We start from the raw sequence: 23,507 nt of genomic DNA, 5'->3' as shown, positions 1-23,507 counted from the left end.
GGAGCCCGCCGCCGTCTTGTGTTGAGAGCCCGGAATTCCGTGACGGTTCAGGCCGCCGGAATTGCGAGGTGATTCACTTCCGCCAACGGAAGAAGTTGGACTCGCGCGTCATGTAGAGGTCGCCCGACGGGGCCTGGGTCAGGACGGATATCGGGCGGGCGAGCTGCGTGTAGGCGAGGGTGTCGCGGTCGATCTTGAACACCTTGGCCTGCGCCTTGCCGTAGAGGTTGCCGTCACGGGCGTCGAAGAAGAGGAAGCTGTCCCGCCACACGTGGTGCACCTTGTCCCACGCGTAGTCGCAGTACTTGGCGCTGCGCAGGGTCTGCCGGGTCGCCGGGTCGAACTCGAACACGGTGCAGGTGGAGAAGCCCCACACGTGGCCCTTGTCGTCGGTGGTCAGGCCGCTGATCGCCCGCTCGCCCGGGACCGGGACGGCGGTGTAGCGCACCGCCCCGGTGGCGACGTCCACGGCGACGAGCTTGGCGTCGGGCTCCTTGGCGTCGATGCCGTTGCCGCCCCACACCGAGGTGGTCCCGTACACCACGCCGTCGCGGTAGGTCAGCCCGACGATGCTCTGGGTGGGGACGACGTCGTCGAGCACCCGGCCGGTGCCGGTCTTCGGGTCGTACAGCGCCAGCACGCCCCCGAGGACGCCCGAGGTCGGCACGGTGCCGACGGCGAGCACGCCCCCGGCGTCGATCATCGCGAAGGGCCGGTCCTGCTGTTGCTTCGACAGGTCCATGATCTTGCGGGGATTGGAGCCCGGGGCCCAGGGCAGCGCCGGGTCGTACTCGTAGATCAGCGCCTTCGGGTACTCGCCGAGGTAGAGCTTGTCCCCGACGGTCACCATGCCCTCCATCTGGCCGACGCCCTTGCGGCCGACGACGGCGCCGGTGGCCGGGTCGTAGCTGGCCAGCCCGCCGGACAGGTAGCCGCTGCCGTAGACCTTCCCGTCCGGCCCGATGCCCAGCGACTCGACGGCGGTCGGCTGCTCGGGCAGCTCGGCCTGGAGCGCGACGACCTTCCCGGTCCGGACGTTCACCCGCCACAGCCCGCCGCCGGTGTTGGCCTTCACCAGCAGCTCGCTGCCGGAGAGGCGGCCGACCAGGTGGAGCAGCGCGTCCGACTCGACGTGGGCGAGCACCCGGGTGGTCCCGGTGCTGACGTCGACGGCGGTCACGTCGCCGTCCCGGATGACCTGGAGCCGGTCGCCCTGCGCGACCAGGCCGATGCCCGACACGCCGGGGACGTGCCGGGTCCACCGGCGGTGGGCCAGGTCGTAGAGCCACAGCTCGCCCGCCGCGGCCGAGGCGGCGAACCGCACGGCGAGGTACCGCCCGACGACGCGCACGTCGTAGGCGAACTGGTCGGTGTCCAGGCCGGCGGGCAGGGGGAGCTCCCGCTTGGCGCCGGTCTCCGGGTCGACGGCGACGACGTGGGCGTGGGCGCCGAGGCCGGCGTACACGGTGCCGTCCGGGCCGATGTCGAGCGAGCGGACGAACTGCTCGCCCTCCACGAGCCGGCCGTAGTCGCGGACCGCGCCGGTGGCGGGGTCGTGGCGGAAGAGCCGGCCGCCGGGAGAGGTACCGCCGTAGAAGCGCCCGGCGGAGTCGGCGGCGACCGCCCAGATGAACGTCTCTCCCGGCAGCGGCGTGCCGAGGTCGGTGACGGCCGCCGCCCCCCAGGCCCAGCGGAACGCCTTGCCGGACGAGTAGCTGCCGATGAAGGCGGTGCCGTCGGGCCCGGCGGTCACGGCCCAGGTGCCGAGCGCGCCCGGGAGCGGCAGCTCGTACTTGCGGGACCCGTCGCGGGTGTCGATGACCGAGAACAGCGCGCTGCCCGCCGAGACCGTCGACACCGTGTACAGGTAGGCGACGCCGTCGCGGTGCACCACGACGCCGCCGGGGGTGGTGGTGCTGCTGAGCGGCAGCGCCGGCAGCGGCTCGAGGGCCGCCGCGGACGCCGGCGGCGCCAGGGCCAGCGCGGAGGCGAGCAGCAGCAGTGCCGCCGCCAGCAGGGCATGGACTCGTCTCATTGATCGGCTCCTCGCCGCAGGGGGTGCCCCTTTGATAGCAATCACCCCACTAACGGTCAAGGCCGAAATGGCTGAAAACGGACGAGGTGTGTCCGAGAATTCGTATTTTGCGGCAAAGGCTTGACGGGCCTGGCCGGGAGGCGTTCAATTCCGGTCGGGACCGCAACTGTCACCTCTGGGAGGCCCAGTGCCCTCAACCCGCATCCTCGCCGCGGCCGTGCTCGGCGCCGCCGTCCTCGTCCCGCCGGCCGCGGCCGGTCCCGCGGCGGCCGGGACGGCTCCGTCCGCCGGGCGGCCCGCCGTGGTCCCGCTCGGCACCCCGCTTAGCGACGTCCTGCTGATCGGCGGGACCGTCGCCCCCGGGCCGAACGGGCGGCCCGCGCTCTGGAACATCTCGACCGGCACGCCCGCCCGCCTGAACGCCGTCGACCCCGCCACCGGCGCCAGCCTGGTCTCCGCGCCGCTGCCGGGGGCCGAGGGCGGCTGGGCCGTGACGGCCGCGCCGGACGGCACGATCTACGCCGGCACCTACAACGGCGGCCGGCTCTACCGCTGGCGTCCGGGCGCGGGCGACACCGTCGAGGACCTCGGCCGTCCGCTGGCCGACCAGTCGTTCATCTGGCGGCTCACCACCGACCCGGACGGGAACGTCTACGGCGGCACCTCACCGGGCGGACGGCTCTTCCGCCTCGACGCCCGCACCGGCGACATCCGCGACTACGGCCAGCCCGTCCCAGGGCAGGGCTACATCAAGAGCATCGCCTACGCCAACGGCAAGGTGTACACCGGCTCCTACGCCGAGGCCCACATCGCCGAGACGGACGCGGCCACCGGAGCGGCGCGGGAGCTGCCCGCCCCGCCCGGCCTCGGCGACATCGGGAACAAGCAGGTCTACGACATCAACGAGCGCGGCGGGCGGCTGTACGTCCGGATCGGCAGCGCCTTCCCCAGCCCGATGTTCGTCTACGACCTCGCCGCCGGCCAGTGGGCGGACGAGATCCCCGACGCGCACGGCCTGGACGTCTCACCCGCCGGGGACGACGGCGAGGTCTACCTGATCCAGAAGAGCGAGCTGAAGCGCTACGACCCGAAGACCCGGCAGCTCACCGGCACCGGCCTGGCCTTCACGGGACGGGTGCAGAACGCCCGCTCGATCGGCTGGGCCGAACTCGGGCTGCCCGACTACCCGGGCCGGAGCGTCGTGGGGACGCTGTGGCGTGGCGAGATGTTCCGCTACAACCCGCAGACCGGCAAGTTCGCGATCCTGCCGACGGAGGTGAAGCGGGAGCCGATCGAGATCCTCTCGCTCGCGGGCGGCAGGACGAGCGTCTACGCGGGCGGCTTCCTGAACGGCGGGCTGTCCATCGTCGACCCGGACTCCGGCAAGGCGGTCTTCAACCGGTTCTCGCAGGTGGAGTCGGTCATGGAGACCGCCGGCGGCAAGGTCTGGATCGGCGCCTACCCGGAGGCCCGGCTCTACGCCCACGACCCCGCGCAGCCGTGGAGCAGCCCCGAATACTCACCGGGGCCGCCCGGCGCCGCCGACAACCCCCGGCTCGCGATCAACCTCAAGCCGCACGTGCAGATGCGCGCCCGGGCGCTGACGGAGGTCGACGGCCGGATCGCGGTCGGCACCGTCCCGGAGGGCGACCGGCTCGGCGGCGCCCTGGTCCTGCACGATCCGCGCTCGGGAGAGTCCGAGGTCGTGCGGAACGTGGTCCAGGACCAGAGCGTGTTCGGGCTGGCCGCGCGCCGGGGCGTCGTCTACGGCGGTACCTCGATCACCGGCGGGCTGTCCACGACGCCGCCGACCCGCAAGGAGGGGACGGTCTTCGCGTGGGACGCCGCCCGGAGCCGCAAGCTCTGGGAGACCGTGCCGGTGCCCGGCGCGGGCACCGTCAGCTCCGTCGCCATCGGCTCCGACGGGAACCTGTGGGGCATCGCGGGGCGGACCGTCTTCGCGGTGGAACCGCGGCGGGGCACGGTCGTGCGGCGGCTGGCCCTCGGTACCGGCACGGCCGGCGGCGACCTGGTCACCGCCGGCCGCGTCCTGTACGCCGGTCTCGACGGCGACAAGATCTTCCGGATCGATCCCCGGTCACCCCGGACGCCCACGCTCGTGGTGGAGCACCGGAACCGGCGCCTGGCGGTCGGGCCCGGCGGCCGGCTGTTCTTCTCGGACGGCGCGGACCTCTACCGGGTCGATCCCCAGCACTGATCCTCCGTCGCCCCTCGTTTAACCGGCCGGGATCCGGTTGTGGACGTCCTTCACCAGGTTCTGCATCGACGTGCGGAAGACCTCGGCCTGATGGTCGCCGAGGAACACGGTGTGCCCGAACACCTCCAGGGCGACGAGGCCGTGCATGTGCCCCCACGCATTCAGGAGGAGGGACGTCGCGGGAGGCGGCAGGGCTCCGAGACCGTCCGCCGGCAGGTGCTCCAGATGCGTTCGGAGTGAAGGCGAGAGCCCGCCGGTCTCGGCCGCCGCCAGTTGCGCCGTGGTGAACCCGCCGAACAGCTCGCGCTGGAAGACCGCGCTCATCCGGCGGACCGCCTGGGTGCTGGCGCCCTCCATGGGTGCCGCGTAATGCCGCAGCGGCGCTCCGTAGATGAGCTGGAACCGCTCGGGATGGGCGACGGCCCACACGCGGTAGCCCTCGGCCGCGATCACCAGCCCCGGCAGGGCGGCGTCGTCCGGCGCGGTGTCGACGGCGGCCTGCACCGCGTCGGCGAGGTCGTCGTGCGCCTTGGCGACGAGCGCCGTGACGAGGTCGTCCCGGCTCGAGAAGTAATGGTAGAGCGCCTGCACGGTCATCCCGAGACTCCGCGCGACCGCCCGCAGGGAAAGGGCGGCGGGCCCGTGCTCGGCGATATGGCGCTCAGCGGCGGTGAGGATCTCGCGGACGGCGACGCCCCGGCGGCGCTGGCGCAGCGACAGCATGCCGGTTGCAGATTCGTCGGGAGGCATGCGGCGACCGTACGGCACTTCCTGAAAATGCCCCTCGCCCGCAGCCCCCGCGCCGCCGCGGAGCAGCCGACCCGCACCTTCGATACCCGCCCCGGCCTCGCATAGCGGTCGCGAAAGGGCTGACAACCGGGTGGCCGGGCTGCGAGGCTTTCGTTGCACCTTGCTCGCCTTGTGCGGTGATGGGGTGGGCACGCGGTACAGGGGACACGAGGAGGCGACGGACGTGACCGTCTCGATGGTGAAGGGCCAGCGGATCTCGCTGGAGAAGCCGGGCGGAGCGCTGCGCATGGTCCGGATGGGCCTGGGCTGGGACGCGGTACGCAAACAGGGCTTCTTCGGCTCCCGGCAGCGGGAGATCGACCTCGACGCCTCCTGCGTGCTCTACGCCGACGGCCGCCTCGCCGACGTGGTCTACTTCGGCAAGCTGGTCAGCGACGACGGCTCGGTCCGGCACACCGGGGACAACCTGACCGGCGCGGGCGACGGCGACGACGAGTCGGTGGTCGTCGATCTGGCCCGGCTGCCGGTGCACGTCAGCTCGCTGGTGTTCACCGTCAGCTCGTTCAACGGGCAGACCTTCAACGAGGTGGACAACGCCTTCTGCCGGCTGGTCAACGAGACGGACGGCGGCGAGCTGGCCCGGTACACGCTGACCGGCGGGGGCGCCCATACCGCCATGGTGATGGCGCGGCTCTACCGGCACGGCGAGGCGTGGAAGATGAACGCGATCGGGGAGCCGTGCCACGGCCGCACCTTCGAGGACATGCTGCCGACGATCACCGGCCTGGCCTGACCGGCGATGCTCGAACTCTCGCACGGCGCCAACACCGCGCTGCCCGCCCGGCGGATGACCGCCACCGTGTCCTGCGCCGTGCCCGTGGACGTCAGCGCCCTGCTGGTGGGCGCCGACCTGCGCGTGCGCTCCGACGCCGACCTGGTGTTCTTCAACGCGCCCGAGGCGCCCGGCGTGCGCTGGGCGGGCGACGGCGGCCGGCAGCGCGTCGACCTCGACCTCGGCGCCGTCCCCGCGGACGTCCACGCGGTGCTCGTCGCGGTCAGTCTGACCGGCGGCGGGCTCTCGTTCGGGGCGGTGCCGCCGCCGCAGGTCCAGCTCACCACGGCCGGCGGCGACCCGATGGCGCTGTTCACCGTCGCGGGGCTGGGCCCGGAGAAGGCGATCATCGGACTGGAGCTCTACCGCCGGGCCGACCGGTGGAAGGTGCGCGCGGTCGGGCAGGGCTACGCCGGCGGGCTGGTCGAGCTGGTCGAGGCGCACGGCGTCGAGGTGGACGACCCGGGCGAGGCGGAGGCCGGCATGGGCGCCGCGCCGCCCGGCCCCGCCGTCGGGGCGCCGCCGGGACGGCCCGTCCCCCCGGCTGCCCCGCAGGGGCCGTCCGCACCGCAGGCGCCGTCGTCCTCGGAGGTCGGCTACCTCGAGCGGTGCTGGCTGGTCTGGGAGGACGCGAGCCGCTCGCTGGCCGGGTTCCGCTCGTCCACCGAGCACGCGCTCAACATCCGCAACGACGAGGTCACCGGGCGGGTGCCGCGCGGGCGGTTCGACCAGCTCATGGCGGCGGCCGACCAGCGGCTGCGGGCCGATGCCGAGCAGCTGCGCGGCGAGCTCGCCCGGGTGGAGCCGCACGTCACCGCGGAGGCGGCGCCGTTTGACGCGCCCTCCTGGCTGACCTGGCGGCCTCGCACCGATCTGGCCGAGGGGATGCTGCTGGGACGGCTGTCCACCGTGGAGCTGCCCGATCTGCGGGTGCCGCTGGTCCTGCGGGCGCCCTGGCGGCGCGGCGTGTGGATCTCGCGGGGCACGGTGCCCGGCGACGCCGCCGCCTACGCCTGGTCGCTGGTGACCCGGTTCCTGGCCGCCGTCCCGCCCGGGCTGGTCGGGCTGGAGGTGATCGACGCGGCGGGACTGTCGGGGGCCGGCTGGCTGAACGCGCTCGACCCGTCCGGAGGGCGGCTGCTGGGCGGCGGGGTGGCGACCGGGCCGGCGGCGGCCGAGCGGCTCCGGCGGCTGCTCGACCTGGTCGACCTGCGCCGGATCGGCGGCCCGGACGGCGAGTCGCCCTCCGGGCCGGACGGCGGCCCCCCGGTGCGGCTGGTGGTGGTCATGGACGCCGGCGCCGCCCTCGACGGCGAGGAGGCGCACGGGCTGCTGCGCCTGGTGGAGGACGGGCCGCTGGTCGGGGTCCCGGTGCTGCTGGTGGAGACCGATACCCCGGCCGCCGAGTCCGTCCGCGCCATCCGGATCCGGCAGTCCTGCAACAACCTTCCGTCCAGCCAGGGCGCGGTCGGCGACTCGTGGGTGGGCATGGACTGGACGCTCACCCCGGAGGTGCTCCCGGACGGCGGCGACGGCTCGCGCGCCCCGGCGCTGCTCGCGCACGTGCTCGGCGCCCACGCGCGCACCATCGGCTCGTCCGGCTAGGGCGGTCCCGTGGACTGACGGGGATCAGACCGACGGTGATCCGTACCATTCCCAGGCCTTCACGCCCTGGCCGTCGCGGTCGAGGTCGTACTGGGCCCAGCCGTCGGCGGTCCAGCCGCCGTTGGCCGTCGAGGCGTCGACGGAGGTGACGCAGAGCTCGATGCCGCTCTTCTGAGTGTTCACGGCGTGGCGGATGTCGCACAACCGGAACGTCTTCACGACGTCGTTGCGTTCGAGGCGGACGGTGACGTTGAACCGGTCGAACTTGCGCTTGTCGTCGGTGTCGGAGTCGCCTCCGTTGTTCCAGTGCACGTCCGCATAGGCGTAGTGCTTTCCGTCGGAGCGCTTGATCACGCAGAGGTTGATGGCGAAGCTGGTGTCGGTGCCCGGCGTCGGGAAGGTCTTCTTCATCCGTGAGTCGTCGCTGTAGATGCAGCGTTCGGTCGACGCGGACGCCGCCGGGGCCAAGGTGGTGACGGTGGCGGCGACGACGGCGGTCGCGAGCAGGGGACGTGCGATTCGAGCGAAGCCCATGGTGTTCCTTCGGGTTGTGCCAGGGGGTGGCCGTCGCAGGACGGCCGTCCAGAGGCTACCGGCGACAACGATCTTGCTGCCAGCCCTCACTCCGGAGCCGAAGATGTCGCAGGGCCCAGTTCACGCACGTCACGTCGCCGCGGGGCCGCGAGTGCGTCTCAAGACGCAGATCGTGACGAACACCCTCGCTACCCTGAGCGTCAAACAGACGGCGATGTTCACAAACGTGAAGCAGGTGAGATGTCCGGCGCAGCACTCAGGGCGCTCAGGGCCGGTGACCCGGAGCGGGTCGGGCCGTACCGACTACTGGCACGGCTGGGAACCGGTGGGATGGGCCAGGTCTACCTGGGCAGCTCGCAGGGGCGGCGATCGGTCGCGGTCAAGGTCGTCCACCCGCACTTGGCCGACAGCGCGGTGTTCCGGCGCCGGTTCACCAAGGAGGTCGCGGCGGCACGGCGCATCGGGGGCTTCTACACGGCGCAGGTGGTGGACGCCGATACCGACGCCGACCCGCCGTGGCTGGTGACGGAGTACATCGCCGGGCCGACGTTGCAGGACGCCGTCGACGAGAACGGCGCGCTGCCCGAGGCCGCGGTCGCGGCGCTCGGCGCCGGGCTCGCCGAAGGGCTGCGGGCGATCCACGACCAGAACATGATCCACCGGGACCTCAAGCCGGGGAACGTGCTGCTGGCGCGGGACGGGCCGCGGATCATCGACTTCGGCATCGCCCGCGCGATGGACGCCCCCACCCAGACCGTGTCCATGGTGGGCACACCGGGGTACATGTCGCCCGAGCAGTATCTGGGCGGCGACCTCGGACCGGCCAGTGACGTGTTCTGCCTGGCCGCCGTGCTGGCCTTCGCGGCCACCGGCCGCCATCCCTTCGGGGAGGGGCCGGGCGATGCCCTCGGCTACCGCGTCCGCCACGAGGACCCGAACCTGACGGGCGCACCGGAGTCTTTGCGGCCTCTGATCGCCGCCGGTCTGGAGAAGGACTCCGGCGACCGTCCCCCTGTCGGGGAGTTCCTGGACCGCTGCTCCGCGCTGGCCACGGGCGAGGGAATGTCCCTGCCGAGATCGTTCACCACGATGATCGCCACGCGGGTGGCCGAGACCGAGGTCTTCGCGGGGAAGGCCACCACGGGGGGACGGGAGGAACGCCCTCGGCAGGACCCGCCGCCGCCCCGCTGGCAGCCGCGGCAGGAGTCGGCGCAGGGGCGTCCTCCAGGGGAGCGGCATTCCGCGCCCCATCCGCCCGCCAATCCGCCGCCCCATCCGCCCGCCAGACCGCCCGCCAGGCCGCCGGTCAAGCCCAACGCAGGCGGAGTCGCGGTCGGGGCCGGGGTCGTGGGAGTGCTGCTGGTCGCCGTGCTCATCTTCCTCGCCAACAACGACGAGTCCGGGCCGAGCAGTGCCAGGTCCAGCCCGACCTCGACCGAGACCCCGACCGCGACTCCGAGCCGGATGACCGATGTCACCGGTGACGGGGGGAGTTCCCAGCAGCCGAGCCCGACCCCCGACCCGACCTGGGAGGCGTTCGACGACATCTCGGTCGGTGACTGCCTGGACGCGCTGAAGGACCCCTACGACTCCAGCGAGTGGACCGAGGACATGCCCAACGCGGTCTCCTGCGGCCGGAGTGACGCCTACGTGAAGGTGACCGGGGTGAGGAGCTCGAGCAGCTCGTGCGATTCCAAGTCTCTCGACGGAGAATCCTGGTGGAGGTCCCCCACGCACGACGGGGACAATCTCTACCTCTGCCTGCGGCGGCAGTTCAGGGAGGGCGAGTGCTTCCTGGGCGAGAAGGGCAGCAAGAAGGGCTTGGTGGCCATCAACGGGCATGGCCTGATGACCTCATGGGACTGCGATAAGACCACCGTCCCCAAGGCCTTCGACTACATTCTCAAGTTCACCGGCTATTACGAGAGTAGGTGTCCCAGCGGCTCGCGGACATGGGAGGACTTCCGCGAAGGCGTGTTCTGCGCCCGGGTGGTCTGAGGGCGAGGGCGGTCATCGGGTGAAGCCGCGCATGAGCGCCTTGAGCATCTGGGCCGGGTCCGGCTGCGGCACGTTGATGAGGCCGCGGTAGACGACCAGGCCGACGAGCATGTCCGACAGCAGCCACAGGTCGGTGCCCGCGGACAGCTCGCCCCTGGCGATCGCCTGCTCGTAGATCGTCCAGCTCCGCGTCATCCGGTCGCGCATGGCGGTGCGGATGATCTCGGCGACGGCGGGGTCGCGGCCCGCCTCTCCGAAGATCTCCCGGGTCCGCTCCGCGATCTCGGGCGAGCTCCAGGCGGCGAGCGTCTCGGTGACGATCACGAGCAGGTCGCCCTCCAGTGAGCCGGTGTCGGGGACCGCGGGGACCTGGGCGTCCATGGCCAGGGTGAGCGCGTCGAGCAGCATGTCGCGCTTGGTGGCGTAGCGGCGGAAGACGCTGGCCCGGCCCACGCCGGCGGCCGACGCCACCTCGTCCATGGTGAACGAGGGCCCCTTGCTCACCAGCAACGTGACCGCCGCCTGCTTGATGCGCGCATCGACGTCGGGATCGGGCTTGCGGCCGCGAGGCTTCATTGTGATACTCCAAGTATCAGAGACTGTTGGTCTCAGAATTGGGGTCGGACATGAGAGTACTCATCGTCGGTGCCGGCGTCGCGGGACTGGCCGCGGCGCGCGGGCTGACCGCGGCGGGTCACGACGTCGAGGTGTACGAGGCGGCGCCGGAGCCGCGCACCGAGGGCGGTGCGGTCTCGATCTGGCCGTCCGCCACCGGCATCCTCCGCGAGTTCAAGGTCGACCTCGACGGCGCGGGGTGCCGCCTGGAGGCGATGACGAACCGGTCGGTGCGCGGGCGCTGGCTCGGCACGATCGACCTCACCGCCGTCGAGCGCCACTTCGGCGGCCTGCCCGCCCTGCACATCACCAGGCGCGAACTCGTCGAGCGGCTCGCCGAGGGTGTGCCGGTCCGCTACGGCCACGCGGTCGCCGCCGTCGACCCCGACCGTGCGGAGATCACCTTCGCCGACGGGAGCACCGCGCGCGGCGACCTGCTCGTCGGTGCGGACGGCCGCAGATCGGTCATCAGGCAGGCGCTGTGGGACGGCGACGCGAGCAGGCTCAACGGCTGGGCCACCTGGCAGGCGCTCACCTCGCCGCCTCCCGAGATCACCGAATCGGGCCGGGTCGTGATGGTCTCCAACGGGCGGTCGCTCGGCAGCGTGGCCCCGGCCGGACATGGGAAGGCACTGTGGTGGTTCGACCTGCGGGCCAAGCCGGGAAGCCAGTTCTGGGGCGACGCACCCGACCCGATGGACCGGCTGCGCGAGCGGTTCGGTCGCTGGCCGGAGCCGTTCCCGACGCTGCTCGAGCACGCCCAGGGTGCCGACTTCTACCCGCACCACCGGCACCGCGTGCCGACGGTCTGGGGCCGCGGGCCGACCACGCTCGTGGGCGACGCGGCCCACACCATGCCGCCGGCGATGGCGATGGGCACCGTCCAGGCACTCGAGGACGCCTGGGCACTGTGCGGCTCGTCCGACGACCTGCGCGGCTACGAGCGCGCCAGGTCCAAGACCGTGCGCCGGGTCGCCAGGATGGTGGGCACCGAGATGCCCAGCCGGCAGGGGCCGCTGACCGGTCTCGTCTCCGACGCGTTCTCGACCAGGTCCTACATCAACTGGCTCCGCTCGGCCAGCGACTACCTCCGGCGGTGACGCGGGCCGCCATGGCGGCGGGGACGGCGTGGCCCGCGCGGGCCGGAGACCGGTACTCGATCGGCGCACGGGGAGTACGACCTCGCAGGGCTTCAAGGGGCGCGGCTACGGAAGGCTAGACGGAATCGTGTGCGGCCACGACTCGGCCGACCCCCCCACCGGACGGCCCGGCGAACTCGACTTAGGTTAGGCTCCCCTTAATCGCGGCCGATTTCGGAGGAAAAGTGGTGCTAGGCGGAGTCGACGGCCGCGGATGAGCGCGGTCATGGAGGAGCGGCTCGCACCCGGGGTCGCGGTGGCCCGCCGGCGGCGGGTCGTGGGGTTGGGCGTGCTCGTGGCGGTCCTGGTGGCCGCGGGGGCGGCGTCGCTGGCCGTCGGCGCGCGGGCGCTGAGCCCCGGCGAGGTCTGGTCCGGGCTGTCCGCGGCACCGGACTCCGACCAGCGGCTCACCGAGATCAGGCTGATCGTGCAGACCGTCCGGGTGCCCCGGACGGTGCTCGCGATCGTGGCGGGCGTCGCCCTGGGGATCGGCGGGGCGCTGATCCAGGGGTGCACGCGCAACCCGATCGCCGACGCGGGCCTGCTGGGGGTGAACTCCGGCGCCTCGTTCGCCGTGGTGGCGGCGGTCTCCGTCTTCGGGTTCGCCAACCCGTTCCAGTACGTCTGGTTCGCCTTCCTCGGGGCGGCGGTCGCCGGTGTCGTCGTGTTCGGGCTGGCGAGCATCGGGCGGGGGGCCGGCAACCCGCTGACACTCGCGCTGGCCGGGCAGGGGATCACGGTGTTCCTGGTGGCGGTGACCACGGCGGTCGCGCTGTCGGACCAGAAGTCGCTGAACGCGCTGCGGTTCTGGAACGCGGGCTCGGTGGCCGGTGTCGGATTCGACGTCATCTGGCCGGTGACCGCGTTCATCGCGGTCGGGCTGGTCCTGGCACTGACCACGCTGCCCGCCATCAACCTGCTCAACCTGGGCGACGACGTGGCGCGGGGGCTCGGGGTGAACATCGCGCTGAGCCGGACGGTCGGCATCGTCGCCATCACCCTGCTGGCCGGCGCGGCGACGGCCGCGTGCGGCCCCATCGCGTTCCTCGGACTCATGGTGGCCCATGTGGCCCGGTACCTGACCGGGCCGGACTACCGCTGGCTGGTGCCGTACGCGGGACTGCTCGGAGCCGTCGTCCTCCTGGTCTGCGACGTCGTGGGGCGCGTGGTCACACGTCCGGGCGAGTTGGACGCGGGCGTCGTCGTCGCCCTCCTCGGCGCCCCGTTCTTCGCGGTCCTGGTGTGGCGCGGAAAGTTCAAGAGCGCATGAACGGAACGGACGTGCAGCGATCGGTGGCGCCGGGCGTGCGGCTCGGCCACGTGTCGTTCGTGTGGCGCCCCTGGCCCGTCCTCGTCACGCTGCTGCTGGCGGCGGCGACCTTCCTGGTGTTCTGCCTGTCCATCGGCGTCGGGGACTTCCCCATCGCCCTGCCCCGGGTGATCGCCACGATCCTCGGCCGGGGCGAGCGGGTCGACCAGTTCGTGATCATGGACCTGCGGATGCCGCGCGCGCTGGCCGGGCTGATCGTGGGGATCGCGCTGGGAGCGTCCGGGGCGATCACGCAGTCCATCGCACGCAACCCGCTGGCCAGCCCGGACGTCCTGGGGATCACCCAGGGCGCCGGCGCGGTCGCGGTGTTCCTGCTGACGGTGTCGGGCGGGACCGCCGCGGCGATCGCCGGTTCGGCGGGCGTGTCCGCGGCGGCCCTCGCGGGCGGTCTCGGCACGGGCCTGCTGGTGTACTTCCTGGCGTGGCGGCGCGGGATCGACGGCTTCCGGCTCATCCTCATCGGCATCGCGGTGAGCGCGGCGATGCAGGCGATCACGAACTGGCTGCTGGTCACGGCCGACATCAAGGACGTGGCCCGGTCCCAGGCATGGCTGGTGGGCTCGCTGGACGGCCGGTCGTGGGACGAGGTCGGGGTGGCGCTCGGGTGCACGGTGGTCCTCATCGCCGTCGTGGCGGGCGTCGCGTTCCAGTTCAGGCCGATGCACTTCGGCGACGAGGTCGCCGCGGGACTGGGCGTCCGGTACTCGGCGGTGCGGGCGGTCATGCTGCTGTGCGCGGTGCTGCTGGCCGGTGTGGCGGTGAGCGCGGCGGGCCCGGTCCCGTTCGTCGCGCTGGTGGCGCCGCAGGTGGCGATGCGCCTGGTGAGGTGCCCGACGCCGCCGCTGGTGGCCTCCGGCCTGGTGGGCGCCTCGCTGCTCATCGGCTCGGACCTGGTGGCGCGCACGGCGCTGCCGGTCACCCTCCCGGTCGGCGTGGTCACCGCCGCGATCGGCGGCCCCTTCCTCGTCTATCTGCTAGTGCGGGCGAACCTCAGACGGGTGGCGTGAAGTGAGACGGAAGCCGAGCAAAGTGGATCTCGTGGCCGGTCGGGAGGCCACCGGCCGGGACGCCGCCGGGGCCGGGACCGGGGCGACGGCCGCACGGCTGGCCGCCAGGGGCGTCGCGGTCGGGTACGGCGGCCGGATGGTCATCGACGACCTCGACGTGGCGATCCCGCCAGGGGTGATCACCACGATCATCGGCCCCAACGGCTGCGGGAAGTCGACCCTGCTGCGGACCCTGTCACGGCTGCTCAGGCCGGCCAAGGGCACGGTCGTGCTGGACGGTGACGACATCGTCAAGCTGAAGACCAGGGACGTGGCGAAGAAGCTCGGCCTGCTGCCGCAGGCGCCGGTCGCACCGGACGGGCTGACGGTGGCCGACCTGGTCGCCAGGGGCCGCCATCCGCACCAGGGCTGGCTGCGGCAGTGGTCGTCGGACGACGCCTCCGTCGTGGAGCGCGCGCTGGCCATGACTGGGGTGTCGGACCTGGCCGGCCGTCCGGTCGACGCGCTGTCGGGCGGGCAGCGCCAGCGCGTCTGGATCTCGATGACCCTGGCCCAGGGCACCGACCTGCTGCTGCTGGACGAGCCGACCACCTACCTGGACCTGGCGCACGCGATCGACGTGCTCGACCTGGTGGACGACCTGCACGAGTCGGGACGCACCGTGGTCATGGTGCTGCACGACCTCAACCTGGCCACGCGCTACAGCGACAACCTCATCGTGATGCGGGCGGGGTCGATCCTGGCGCAGGGGCACCCGCGCGACGTGATCACCGCCGAGCTGCTGCACGAGGCGTTCGGGCTGCGCGCCCAGGTGATCGACGATCCGGTGGGCGACCGGCCGCTCATCGTGCCGATCGGCCGCGCCCACGTCCGGCCCGGCGGACCGGACCCGGCGGCGAGTGGAGAAAATAGTTAGGTTAGGCTGCCCTTACTTCCACCTGGTAAAGTTCGCCCCCCGGAGACGGGACCGCGGCGGACCGCACGAAAGCAAGGATGTCGAATGCCCCTCCCCCGAACGACACCGACGAAGTCCTGGCGGCGGCTGGCGGCGATCCTGTCCGCCGTGACCCTCGGCGCGGGCCTCCTCGCAGGATGCGGTTCCGGTGCGGCTGAGGAGCCGGGCGACGGCGCGCCGGCCGCCGCGGCCGGCGCGTTCCCGGTCACCGTGGAGCACGCGTTCGGCGCCACGAAGATCACCAAGGCCCCCCAGCGGGTCGTCTCGGTCGGCTACACCGACGACCAGGCCATCCTGGCGCTCGGCACCAAGCCGGTCGGCATGGTCGACCAGTACCCGAACCCGGCCGGCACATCCCCCGACATCAACACCCAGTGGCCCTGGGTGAAGGACAAGTGGGGCGGCACCCGCCCCGAGGTCGTCATGAGCAACGGCGACTCCGGCCCGAACTACGAGAAGATCGCCGCACTCCGGCCGGACCTGATCATCGCGGTCTACTCCGAGATCGACCAGGCCGGCTACGACAAGCTCTCCAAGATCGCTCCGACGGTGGGCCGGACCAAGGCCGAGAAGGAGCCGTTCAGCGGGCCGTGGCAGGACAACGCGGTGCACATCGCCAAGGCGCTCGGCAAGGAGGCCGAGGGCACCAGGCTGGTGCAGGGCATCCAGGGCAAGCTCGACGCCGCGCGCAAGGCGCACCCGGAGTTCGCGGGCCAGACCGCCGTCGTGCTGTCCTGGTACAAGAACTCGGTCTCCCCGTTCACCTCGACCGACGTGCGCGGACGGCTGGTGTCGGGCATCGGCTACAAGGGCGCGCCGGAGATCGACAAGATCGCGGGCGGTAAGTTCTACACCGTGCTGTCCCCCGAGCGCATCGACCTCGTCGACGTCGACCGCATCTTCGTCGTCAACGACCGGGCCGACCAGGAGGCGCTGAAGAAGTTCGAGCTGTTCGGCAACCTCTCCGCGGTCAAGAACGGCAAGGTCTCCTACCTGCTGGACAGCGAGGGCCCGGCGGTCGGCGCGGCCATGTCCCAGGGCACCCTGCTGTCCCTGCCGTACGCGATCGACGAGATCGTCAAGTCGGTCGGCTAGGTGGGTGAGCACCACTGACACGCGCGTCGCCCCGGCGGCCCTGCGCACGGCGACCGGACGCGAAGCCGCCCGATGGGTCGTGGCGCACTGCCGCGGGACGCCATGGCTGACGGTCGCCGCCGTGCTCGCCACGGTGGCCGAGGCGGCGTTCCAGGTACTGCCGGTGCTCCTGCTCGGCCGGGTGGTCGACGCGGTGGTCAAGGGCGAACCGCCGTCGATCCTGATCACGATCGGGGCCCTGATGGTGGCCGCCGCCCCGCTCGGCGCGGTGGCCGCCGCGGCGTCGACGTACCTGATCGGGCGACTGGGCGCGGACCTGCTCGCGCGGCTGCGGGAGGGCGCCGTCCGGGCGGTGCTCGGAATGCCGAGCGCACGGATCGAGCAGGTCGGCCGGGGAGACGTGCTCTCCAGGGTCGGCGACGACGTCGCCGTGCTCTCCAAGGGCATCCGGACGGCCGTTCCGACGGTCTTCTCGGCGGGGGTGCTGGTCGTCATCGCCACCGTCGGCATGTTCGGCCTCGACTGGCGGCTCGGGCTGGCGGGCGCCGGCGCGCTGCCCGCGTACGCGCTGGCCCTGCGCTGGTACCTCCCCCGGTCCGCGCCGCTCTACCAGCGGCAGCGGGTGGCCCAGGCCGATCGGGCGCAGGAGCTGATCAGCGGCCTGGACGGGATCGACACGGTCCGGGCGTACCGCCTCGAGGGCGCCTTCCGCGCGAAGGTCGCCGGCGAGTCGTGGCGGGTGCGCGATCTCGGCATCGAGGTGTTCCGCCTCTTCGGCCGGTTCGTCGGACGGGAGAACCGCGCCGAGTTCATCGGGCTGGTCCTGATCATCGTGGTGGGGTACGCCCTGCTGGAGGCGGACGCCGCCAGCCTGGGCGAGGTGTCGGCGGCCCCGCTGCTGTTCCACCGGCTGTTCAACCCGCTGGGCTCCATCATGTTCACCTTCGACGAGGCGCAGAAGTCGGGCGCGAGCCTGACCCGGCTGGTCGGGGTGCTGGGGGAGGCCGCGGAGGGCCGGCTGGTGGGCGGCCCGGCGCTCGCGCCGGCGGACGCCGCGGCGTACCCGGTGACGGTCGAGGGGCTGACGTTCGGCTATCCCGACTCGGAGGAGCCGGTCCTGCGGGACGTCGACCTGGCGATCCCGGCCGGCGCCTCGCTCGCGCTGGTGGGGGCGACGGGCGCGGGCAAGACCACCCTGGCCGCGCTGATCGCGGGCATCGGGACCCCGCAGGCCGGATCGGTGCGCATCGGGTCGACCGACCTCGCCGGTCTGGACGAGGCCGGGGCGCGGGCCCTGGTGAGCATCCTGACGCAGGAGACGCACGTGTTCTCCGGCTCCCTCGCGGACGACCTGCGGCTGGCCGCGCCGGAGGCGACCGGCGCCGAGCTGATGGACGCGTTGCGCACGGTCGGCGCGGACGGATGGGTCGACGCGCTGCCCGACGGGCTGAACACCCTGGTCGGCGAGGGCGGCGAGCGCCTGGACGTCACCAAGGGAGCCCAGCTCGCCCTGGCCCGGCTGGTGCTGGGCCGGTCGCCGGTGGTGGTGCTGGACGAGTCGACCGCGGAGGCGGGCAGCCAGGGCGCCGCCGAACTGGAGCGGGCCGTGCTGGCCGCGTGCAAGGGCCGCACCACGTTGTTCGTGGCGCACCGGCTGACCCAGGCGATGACGGCCGACCGGATCGCCGTGCTGGACGCGGGACGCGTGGTGGAGCAGGGAACCCACGAGGAGCTGGTGGCCCTGGGCGGCCGGTACGCGCGCCTCTGGGCGGCCTGGCGGGCGGGCAGTTAGGTGAACCGGGTCCAGGTCGGGCCGGTACGGCTGGAAGGGACGCTCCCGATGACGACTCCTGACGGCCGGCGGCCCCGCACCGGGTCGGAGATCCTCCGGATCGCGCTGCGCCGCAACCTCGGCGCCATGACCGGCGGCACCGTCCTCATGGGCCTCTACCAGGCCGGCGAGACCGCCTTTCCCATCGCGCTCGGCCTGATCGTCGAGCACACGATGCGGGACCGGACCCTCGGCCTGCTCGGCCTGTCGATCGCCGCGCTCGCCGTGATCATCACGACCGTGTCGTTCTCGTGGCGGTTCGGGATGCGCGTCCTACAGAAGGCCAACACGACCGAGGCGCACCGCTGGCGGGTGCGGGTCGCGGCCTGCGGGCTCCAGCCGGTGGCCGGGGACGTCGACCTCAAGTCCGGCGAGGTGCTGACCATCGCCACCGAGGACGCCGACCAGACCGCCGACATCATCGAGGTGGTGCCGCTGCTGGTCAGCTCGCTGGTCGCGGTGCTGATCGCGGCGGTCGCGCTGGGCCTGGCCAACGTCGGGCTCGGCCTGCTGGTGATCGTGGGAACCGTCGCGATCCTGTCGGTCCTGAGCGTGCTGTCCAGGCGGATCGGCACCGGCACCCGCGAGCAGCAGGCCCGGGTGGCGCGGGCCGGCGCGAAGGTCGCCGACCTGATCGCGGGCCTGCGCCCGCTGCACGGCTTCGGCGGCAACCACGCCGCGTTCCGGTCCTACCGCAAGGTCAGCACGGAGGCGAGGCACCAGGCGGTCAGGGTCGCCAAGGCGAACGGCGCGTACGCGGGCACCGCACTGGCCCTCAACGCGCTCCTCGCCGCCGCCGTGACCCTGATGGCGGGCCGGCTCGCGTTCCAGGGCCGGATCACCACCGGCGAGCTCGTCATGGCCGTGGGGCTGGCGCAGTTCATCATGGAACCGCTCAAGCTGTTCTCAGAGATGCCGAAGTACGTGATGATCGCGCGCGCGTCGGCCGAGCGGATGGCGCTCGTCCTGGCCGCGCCGCCGGTGATGACCCCGGGGACGGAGCGCCCGGCCGCGGACGGCGGCCTCGAGGTCGACCGTGTCCGGTACGGGACCCTGCGCACGCTGAGGTTCGAGGTGCCCGCGGGGGAGTTCGTGGCGATCACCTCCTACCAGCCGCGCGCGGCGGCCGACCTGGTCTCGGTACTGGCCGCCGACGTCCCGCCGGGCGCCTACGAGGGGGTGGTGCGGATCGGCGGGCGGGCGACGGCGGACCTGTCGATCGAGGCGATCCGCGAGCACATGCTGGTGAACCCGTCCAACGGGGAGATCTTCGCGGGCACCCTGCGCACGAACATCGACCCGTCGGGCACCGCCCGGATGGTCCCCGAGGCCGTCCGGGCGTCCATGCTGACCGACGTCGTCGCCCTTCACCGCGAAGGACTCGACCACGGCGTCCGCGACCGCGGCGCGAACCTCTCCGGCGGGCAGCGCCAGCGGCTGTCCCTGGCCCGCGCCCTCGCCGCCGACACCGCCGTCCTCGTCCTGCACGACCCGACGACCGCCGTCGACGCGGTCACCGAACAGCTCATCGCGCGCAACATCGCCGAGCTGCGCCGGGGCCGCACCACCATCGTGATCACCAGCAGCCCGGCCCTCCTGGACGCCGCCGACCGGGTCCTGGTCCTGGACGACGGCGCCATCTCCGCGGAGGACACGCACCGGAACCTCCTCGGCACCGACGACGGCTACCGCCTGGCGGTGGCCCGGTGAGCGGGAGCGGGTGAGCGGGGGCCGGTGAGCGGGGCCCGGCACCGGCTCATCCGGGCGCCCACAGCCGGTCGGCCCCGCCGGCGGCGAGCCGGTCCCGGTAGACGTCGATCTTGTGGTCGATGACCTTGAGGTTCTCCCGCACCTCGGCGAGCCTGGCGGTCACCTCGGCGCGGTGGGCCTCCATCACGGCGAGCCGTTCCTGCTCGTTGCCGGGCCCGGCGGACACGAGTTCGGCGTAGCGGCGAATGGTCCTGATGGGCATGCCGGTGGCCCGCAGCTTGGTGCACACGGTGATCCAGTCCAGGTCCAGCTTCCGGTAGCGCCGCCAGCCGCCGGCGGTGCGGTCGACGGTGGTGACGACCAGGCCGGCGCGTTCGTAGTAGCGCAGGGTGTGCACGCTGACCCCGGTGCGGCGGGCGGCCTCGGCGATGCTCAGACCCGCCTGAAGATCGGGGCGGGCGGGCTCGGGCTCTGGCTGCGGCTTGACTTCGAGCACGCTCTAAATTCTAGCGTCCGTGCTCATGACCGCTTCGATACCGCCGACGACCACGGCCGGTGAGCTCACCCGGCGCCACCGATTCCTGGTGCTCGCGATCTGCTGCGCGAGCGTGATCGTCGTGGTGATGGACATCTCCATCGTCAACGTCGCGCTGCCCGCGATCCACCGCGACCTGCACGCCTCGGTGTCCGGACTCCAGTGGACGGTCGACGCCTACACCCTGGTGCTGGCCGGCTTCCTGCTGCTGGCCGGGTCCACCGCCGACCGGATCGGCCGCCGGCGCGTCTTCCAGATCGGTCTCGCCGCCTTCGGGCTCGGCTCGCTGCTGTGCAGCCTGGCGCCGGGCATCGGCTGGCTGATCGCGGCGCGCGCGCTCCAGGCCGTCGGCGGCACGATGCTCAACCCGGTGGCGATGGCGATCACCGTCGACACCTTCCCCGAACCGGCCGAGCGGGCCCGGGCCATCGGCGTCTTCGGCTCGATGTCCGGCCTGGCGCTGGCGCTGGGCCCGATCGTGGGCGGTGCCCTGGTCGACGGCCTGGGCTGGCGCTCCGTCTTCTGGATCAACGTGCCGATCGTGGCCGCCGCGATCGTGGGCACCGCGCTGCTGGTGCCCGAGTCCCGCGCCGCCCGGACGCGCCGGTTCGACCCGGTGGGCCAGACCCTGATGATCCTCATGCTGGGCGGCCTCGTCTACGCGGTCATCGAGTCCGGCGCGCTGGGCTGGACCTCGCCGGCCATCCTCGCCTCGCTGGCCGTCGCCGTGCTCAGCGCGCTGGGCATCCTCGGCTACGAACCGCGCCGTGCCGACCCGCTGCTGGAGCTGCGCCTCTTCCGCAGTGTGCCGTTCAGCGCGGCGATCCTGATGGCGCTGTTCGCCTTGTGCGGGTTCAGTGCGTTCCTGTTCGTGACCACCCAGTACCTACAGAACGTGCGCGGCATGTCGGCGCTGGCGGCCGGGCTGTGCCTGCTCCCGGTCGGGATGCTGACCGTGGTGCTCTCCCCGCGCACCGGCCGGCTGGTCGGCGCGCGCGGTCCCAGGCTGCCGCTGGTGGTCGCCGGGGCCGCGCTGGCACTGGGCGGCGGCGCGTCGTTCTGGCTCGGACCGGCCACCCCGCTGCCGGCCGTGCTCGCGGTCTATCTGCTCTTCGGCGTCTTCCTGGGCACCGTCAATCCGCCGATCACCAACACGGCGGTCTCCGGAATGCCCCGCTCGATGGCCGGGGTCGCCGCCTCGCTGGCCTCCGCCGGCCGGCAGACCGGCACCACCCTGGGCGTCGCGATCACCGGGACGATCGGGGGATCCGCCCTGGCCCGCGGCGGGACGGCGTTCACCCGCGCGGAGCACGGCGTGTGGTGGCTGATCATCGGGCTCGGCGCAGGCATCCTGGTCCTGGCGCTGCTCAGCACCGGCCGCCGGGCCGCGGGCACCGCCGGGCGGGCGGCGGCACTGTTCGAGGCGCTCGACCGGGGCCCGGCCGGCGAGCGGTCGAGCACCCGCCGGGTCAGGTGACCAGGCCGCTGCGGTAGGCGTGGACCACCGCCTGCACGCGGTCGCGCAGGTTGAGCTTGGCGAGGATGCGCGACACGTACGTCTTGACGGTCTCCTGGCTGATCACCAGCGTGGTGGCGATCTCGCGGTTGGACAGGCCGTTGGCGATGAGGCGCAGCACCTCCAGCTCGCGCGGGGTCAGCGCGGTGTCGCCGGGGGTGCCGCCGGTGGGGCGGATCCGTGCCGCGTACCTGCCGACGAGCTGCCGGGTCACCTCGGGTGCCAGCAGGGCGGCGCCGGTCGCGACGGTGCGGATGCCGTGCAGGAGCTGCGCCGGCGGGGCGTCCTTGAGCAGGAACCCGCTCGCCCCCGCGCGCAGTGCCTCGTACACGTACTCGTCCAGGTTGAACGTCGTGACCACGAGGACCTTGACGGGGTGGGCCACCCCGGAACCGGCCAGCAGGCGGGTCGCCTCGATGCCGTCGAGCACCGGCATCCGGACGTCCATCACCACCATGTCGGGGTTCACCTGGGCGGCGAGGTCGACCGCGGCGCGCCCGTCCCCGCATTCGCCCACGACCTCCAGGTCGGGCTGGGCGTCGATGATGGTGGCGAATCCGGTGCGGATCAGTGCCTGGTCGTCGCAGACCAGGACCCGGATCGGGGCGCCTATGACGGGCTCCCCGCGGGGATGCGGGCCCGGACGACGAAGCCGCCGCCCGGCCGCCGGTCGGCGCTGAACTCGCCGCCCAGCGCGTCGACCCGGTCGCGGAGCCCGGTCAGGCCCCGTCCGCTGCCGCCCGGGGACCCGGACGCGGAGCCGGAGCCGTCGGTGCCGACCTGCACGGTGATCTCCCTGTCGTTGTAGTGCACTTGGGCCACGGTGCGACTGCCGTGGGCGTACTTGAGGGCATTCGTCAGGGCCTCCTGGACCACCCGGTAGGCCACGAACTCTGCGCTGCCGGCCGACTCCGCCGGCTCGCCCTCCTGGGTGAACTCGACCGGCTGGCCGGCCTTGCGCGTCTGCTCGACGAGCGTGCGGAGTTCGCCGACCGACGGTACGACGGCGTCGGTGCCGTGGTCGGGGTTGAGCAGGTCGAGCAGATGCCGCAGATCGCCGATGGCCCGCCGGCCGGTGTCGCTGACGGCGCTCAGGGTCTCCTCGAGGCGATCGGGTGCGGCGGTCAGGTACCGGGCCGCCTCGGTCTGCACGACCATCGCCGTCACGTGGTGGGTCACGACGTCGTGGAGTTCGCGGGCGATGCGGGTGCGTTCGGTGGTGCGGGTGGACTCGGCGACGCGGCGGCGGCGTTCGGCCTCGGCGATCCGGGTGGAGCGCAACCAGGCCCCGATGCACCATGCGGCGACCACCTCCACGTAGAACACCAGGAAGCCCTCCGGTCCCTCGGTCGAGCCGAGCCCGTCGAGCACGACCGCCAGCGCCGCGTACACCAGGGACAGGACGGCCCCGGCGGTGCGCCGATGACGTTCCAGATGGGCGCCCGCGCTCACCAGCGCGAAGGCCAGTGCGGTGCCCGCGACCATGTGGTAGCTGCCGAGCTCGGCGAGGAGGAAGCCGAGCGACACCAGGGCGAGAGAGACGGCGGGCCACCGCCTGCGGACGGCGAGCGGGAGGGTCTCCAGAGCGAGCACCACGGCGGCCAGCGCGTCGAAGGGGCGGGCCGGCAGGTCGCCGACCTGTGTCTCCTGGCCGTCCAGCACCGGCAGGAACGACAGCACGATGAGCAGCAGCGCGAACGGAAGGTCCCGGACCACGACGTCACACCGCCGCCACACGTCCGGAATCCGCCGAAGTGTGATCACTGGGGGAGCGTAACGGTCGCGGCGGGTCCGGACGGCGC

At 72.8% G+C, this 23,507-nt stretch carries 19 protein-coding genes; 12 read left to right on the top strand and 7 right to left on the bottom strand.

Annotated elements, in window-relative coordinates; all coding sequences use genetic code 11:
- Positions 1-73: 73 nt before the first annotated feature.
- A complete protein-coding gene (locus tag QP090_RS12760) occupies positions 74-2,035 on the bottom strand; it encodes a hypothetical protein (protein WP_285938974.1) in 1,962 nt (653 codons plus the stop codon).
- A 187-nt stretch (positions 2,036-2,222) separates the two neighbouring features.
- On the opposite strand from QP090_RS12760, the gene QP090_RS12755 reads away from it, so the two are divergent.
- Positions 2,223-4,253 carry a ligand-binding sensor domain-containing protein gene (locus tag QP090_RS12755; protein WP_285938973.1) on the top strand — a complete coding sequence of 677 codons (2,031 nt, stop codon included), beginning with the start codon at positions 2,223-2,225 and terminating at the stop codon, positions 4,251-4,253.
- A gap of 18 nt (positions 4,254-4,271) precedes the next feature.
- Here QP090_RS12755 and QP090_RS12750 read toward each other — a convergent pair whose 3' ends face one another.
- On the bottom strand, positions 4,272-5,003 hold the full coding sequence (locus tag QP090_RS12750) for a TetR/AcrR family transcriptional regulator (RefSeq protein WP_285938972.1): 732 nt from the start codon (positions 5,001-5,003) through the stop codon (positions 4,272-4,274).
- 223 nt (positions 5,004-5,226) lie between these two features.
- Here QP090_RS12750 and QP090_RS12745 point away from each other — a divergent pair, with 223 nt between their 5' ends.
- Both QP090_RS12745 and QP090_RS12740 read left to right on the top strand, forming a co-directional pair.
- Positions 5,227-5,796, top strand: a complete 570-nt coding sequence (locus QP090_RS12745; protein ID WP_285938971.1) for a TerD family protein — start codon at positions 5,227-5,229, stop codon at positions 5,794-5,796.
- A 6-nt stretch (positions 5,797-5,802) separates the two neighbouring features.
- Positions 5,803-7,440 carry a TerD family protein gene (locus QP090_RS12740; protein ID WP_285938970.1) on the top strand — a complete coding sequence of 546 codons (1,638 nt, stop codon included), beginning with the start codon at positions 5,803-5,805 and terminating at the stop codon, positions 7,438-7,440.
- 24 nt (positions 7,441-7,464) lie between these two features.
- Here the strand turns inward: QP090_RS12740 and QP090_RS12735 are convergent, their stop codons facing one another.
- Positions 7,465-7,974, bottom strand: a complete 510-nt coding sequence (locus QP090_RS12735; protein WP_285938969.1) for a hypothetical protein — start codon at positions 7,972-7,974, stop codon at positions 7,465-7,467.
- Between the two features lie 240 nt (positions 7,975-8,214).
- Between QP090_RS12735 and QP090_RS12730 the strand changes: the two genes are divergently transcribed.
- Positions 8,215-9,972 (top strand): serine/threonine-protein kinase, encoded by a 1,758-nt coding sequence (locus tag QP090_RS12730; protein ID WP_285938968.1) that lies wholly within the window; start codon positions 8,215-8,217, stop codon positions 9,970-9,972.
- A 12-nt stretch (positions 9,973-9,984) separates the two neighbouring features.
- On the opposite strand, the gene QP090_RS12725 is transcribed toward QP090_RS12730, so the two are convergent.
- A complete protein-coding gene (locus QP090_RS12725; RefSeq protein WP_285938967.1) occupies positions 9,985-10,548 on the bottom strand; it encodes a TetR/AcrR family transcriptional regulator in 564 nt (187 codons plus the stop codon).
- A 50-nt stretch (positions 10,549-10,598) separates the two neighbouring features.
- On the opposite strand from QP090_RS12725, the gene QP090_RS12720 reads away from it, so the two are divergent.
- The 7 genes from QP090_RS12720 to QP090_RS12690 all read left to right on the top strand — a co-directional run bounded on the left by QP090_RS12720 (position 10,599) and on the right by QP090_RS12690 (position 19,654).
- Positions 10,599-11,687: an FAD-dependent oxidoreductase gene (locus QP090_RS12720; RefSeq protein WP_285938966.1), complete on the top strand. Its 1,089-nt coding sequence runs from the start codon at positions 10,599-10,601 to the stop codon at positions 11,685-11,687.
- 253 nt (positions 11,688-11,940) lie between these two features.
- Positions 11,941-12,996 (top strand): FecCD family ABC transporter permease, encoded by a 1,056-nt coding sequence (locus QP090_RS12715; protein WP_285938965.1) that lies wholly within the window; start codon positions 11,941-11,943, stop codon positions 12,994-12,996.
- Positions 12,993-14,063, top strand: coding sequence for a FecCD family ABC transporter permease (locus QP090_RS12710; protein WP_285938964.1), 1,071 nt, complete (start codon positions 12,993-12,995; stop codon positions 14,061-14,063). The genes QP090_RS12715 and QP090_RS12710 overlap by 4 nt, the downstream gene beginning before the upstream one ends.
- A 31-nt stretch (positions 14,064-14,094) precedes the next feature.
- Positions 14,095-14,979, top strand: coding sequence for an ABC transporter ATP-binding protein (locus QP090_RS12705; RefSeq protein ID WP_432763035.1), 885 nt, complete (start codon positions 14,095-14,097; stop codon positions 14,977-14,979).
- A gap of 84 nt (positions 14,980-15,063) precedes the next feature.
- Positions 15,064-16,113 carry an iron-siderophore ABC transporter substrate-binding protein gene (locus tag QP090_RS12700; RefSeq protein WP_285938963.1) on the top strand — a complete coding sequence of 350 codons (1,050 nt, stop codon included), beginning with the start codon at positions 15,064-15,066 and terminating at the stop codon, positions 16,111-16,113.
- Between the two features lie 4 nt (positions 16,114-16,117).
- Positions 16,118-17,905, top strand: coding sequence for an ABC transporter ATP-binding protein (locus tag QP090_RS12695; protein WP_285938962.1), 1,788 nt, complete (start codon positions 16,118-16,120; stop codon positions 17,903-17,905).
- Between the two features lie 48 nt (positions 17,906-17,953).
- Positions 17,954-19,654: an ABC transporter ATP-binding protein gene (locus QP090_RS12690; RefSeq protein ID WP_285938961.1), complete on the top strand. Its 1,701-nt coding sequence runs from the start codon at positions 17,954-17,956 to the stop codon at positions 19,652-19,654.
- Between the two features lie 46 nt (positions 19,655-19,700).
- On the opposite strand, the gene QP090_RS12685 is transcribed toward QP090_RS12690, so the two are convergent.
- The gene (locus tag QP090_RS12685) at positions 19,701-20,150 is read right to left on the bottom strand and encodes a MerR family transcriptional regulator (RefSeq protein ID WP_285938960.1); all 450 of its coding nucleotides are present in this window, start codon (positions 20,148-20,150) and stop codon (positions 19,701-19,703) included.
- Between the two features lie 25 nt (positions 20,151-20,175).
- On the opposite strand from QP090_RS12685, the gene QP090_RS12680 reads away from it, so the two are divergent.
- Positions 20,176-21,666: an MFS transporter gene (locus QP090_RS12680; RefSeq protein WP_285938959.1), complete on the top strand. Its 1,491-nt coding sequence runs from the start codon at positions 20,176-20,178 to the stop codon at positions 21,664-21,666.
- Here QP090_RS12680 and QP090_RS12675 read toward each other — a convergent pair.
- Positions 21,659-22,318 carry a response regulator gene (locus tag QP090_RS12675; RefSeq protein WP_285940068.1) on the bottom strand — a complete coding sequence of 220 codons (660 nt, stop codon included), beginning with the start codon at positions 22,316-22,318 and terminating at the stop codon, positions 21,659-21,661. The two genes, QP090_RS12680 and QP090_RS12675, sit on opposite strands and share 8 nt — an antisense overlap.
- Entirely contained in the window at positions 22,315-23,469 is a 1,155-nt protein-coding gene (locus QP090_RS12670; RefSeq protein ID WP_285938958.1) for a sensor histidine kinase, read from the bottom strand. The genes QP090_RS12675 and QP090_RS12670 overlap by 4 nt, the downstream gene beginning before the upstream one ends.
- Between the last annotated feature and the right edge of the window lie 38 nt (positions 23,470-23,507).

It is taken from the genome of Actinomadura xylanilytica, assembly GCF_030283145.1.
Taxonomy (GTDB): domain Bacteria; phylum Actinomycetota; class Actinomycetes; order Streptosporangiales; family Streptosporangiaceae; genus Spirillospora; species Spirillospora xylanilytica.
This window is presented reverse-complemented; position numbering and strand designations above follow the sequence as displayed.

What these genes read in the sequence shown, in the direction of transcription:
- QP090_RS12730 (WP_285938968.1), top strand. Translation starts at nt 8,215, where the DNA reads ATGTCCGGCGCAGCACTCAGGGCGCTCAGGGCCGGTGACCCGGAGCGG.
- QP090_RS12710 (WP_285938964.1), top strand. Translation starts at nt 12,993, where the DNA reads ATGAACGGAACGGACGTGCAGCGATCGGTGGCGCCGGGCGTGCGGCTC.
- QP090_RS12690 (WP_285938961.1), top strand. Translation starts at nt 17,954, where the DNA reads ATGACGACTCCTGACGGCCGGCGGCCCCGCACCGGGTCGGAGATCCTC.
- QP090_RS12680 (WP_285938959.1), top strand. Translation starts at nt 20,176, where the DNA reads ATGACCGCTTCGATACCGCCGACGACCACGGCCGGTGAGCTCACCCGG.
- QP090_RS12725 (WP_285938967.1), bottom strand. Translation starts at nt 10,548, where the DNA reads ATGAAGCCTCGCGGCCGCAAGCCCGATCCCGACGTCGATGCGCGCATC.
- QP090_RS12735 (WP_285938969.1), bottom strand. Translation starts at nt 7,974, where the DNA reads ATGGGCTTCGCTCGAATCGCACGTCCCCTGCTCGCGACCGCCGTCGTC.
- QP090_RS12750 (WP_285938972.1), bottom strand. Translation starts at nt 5,003, where the DNA reads ATGCCTCCCGACGAATCTGCAACCGGCATGCTGTCGCTGCGCCAGCGC.
- QP090_RS12740 (WP_285938970.1), top strand. Translation starts at nt 5,803, where the DNA reads ATGCTCGAACTCTCGCACGGCGCCAACACCGCGCTGCCCGCCCGGCGG.
- QP090_RS12760 (WP_285938974.1), bottom strand. Translation starts at nt 2,035, where the DNA reads ATGAGACGAGTCCATGCCCTGCTGGCGGCGGCACTGCTGCTGCTCGCC.
- QP090_RS12700 (WP_285938963.1), top strand. Translation starts at nt 15,064, where the DNA reads ATGCCCCTCCCCCGAACGACACCGACGAAGTCCTGGCGGCGGCTGGCG.
- QP090_RS12720 (WP_285938966.1), top strand. Translation starts at nt 10,599, where the DNA reads ATGAGAGTACTCATCGTCGGTGCCGGCGTCGCGGGACTGGCCGCGGCG.
- QP090_RS12715 (WP_285938965.1), top strand. Translation starts at nt 11,941, where the DNA reads ATGAGCGCGGTCATGGAGGAGCGGCTCGCACCCGGGGTCGCGGTGGCC.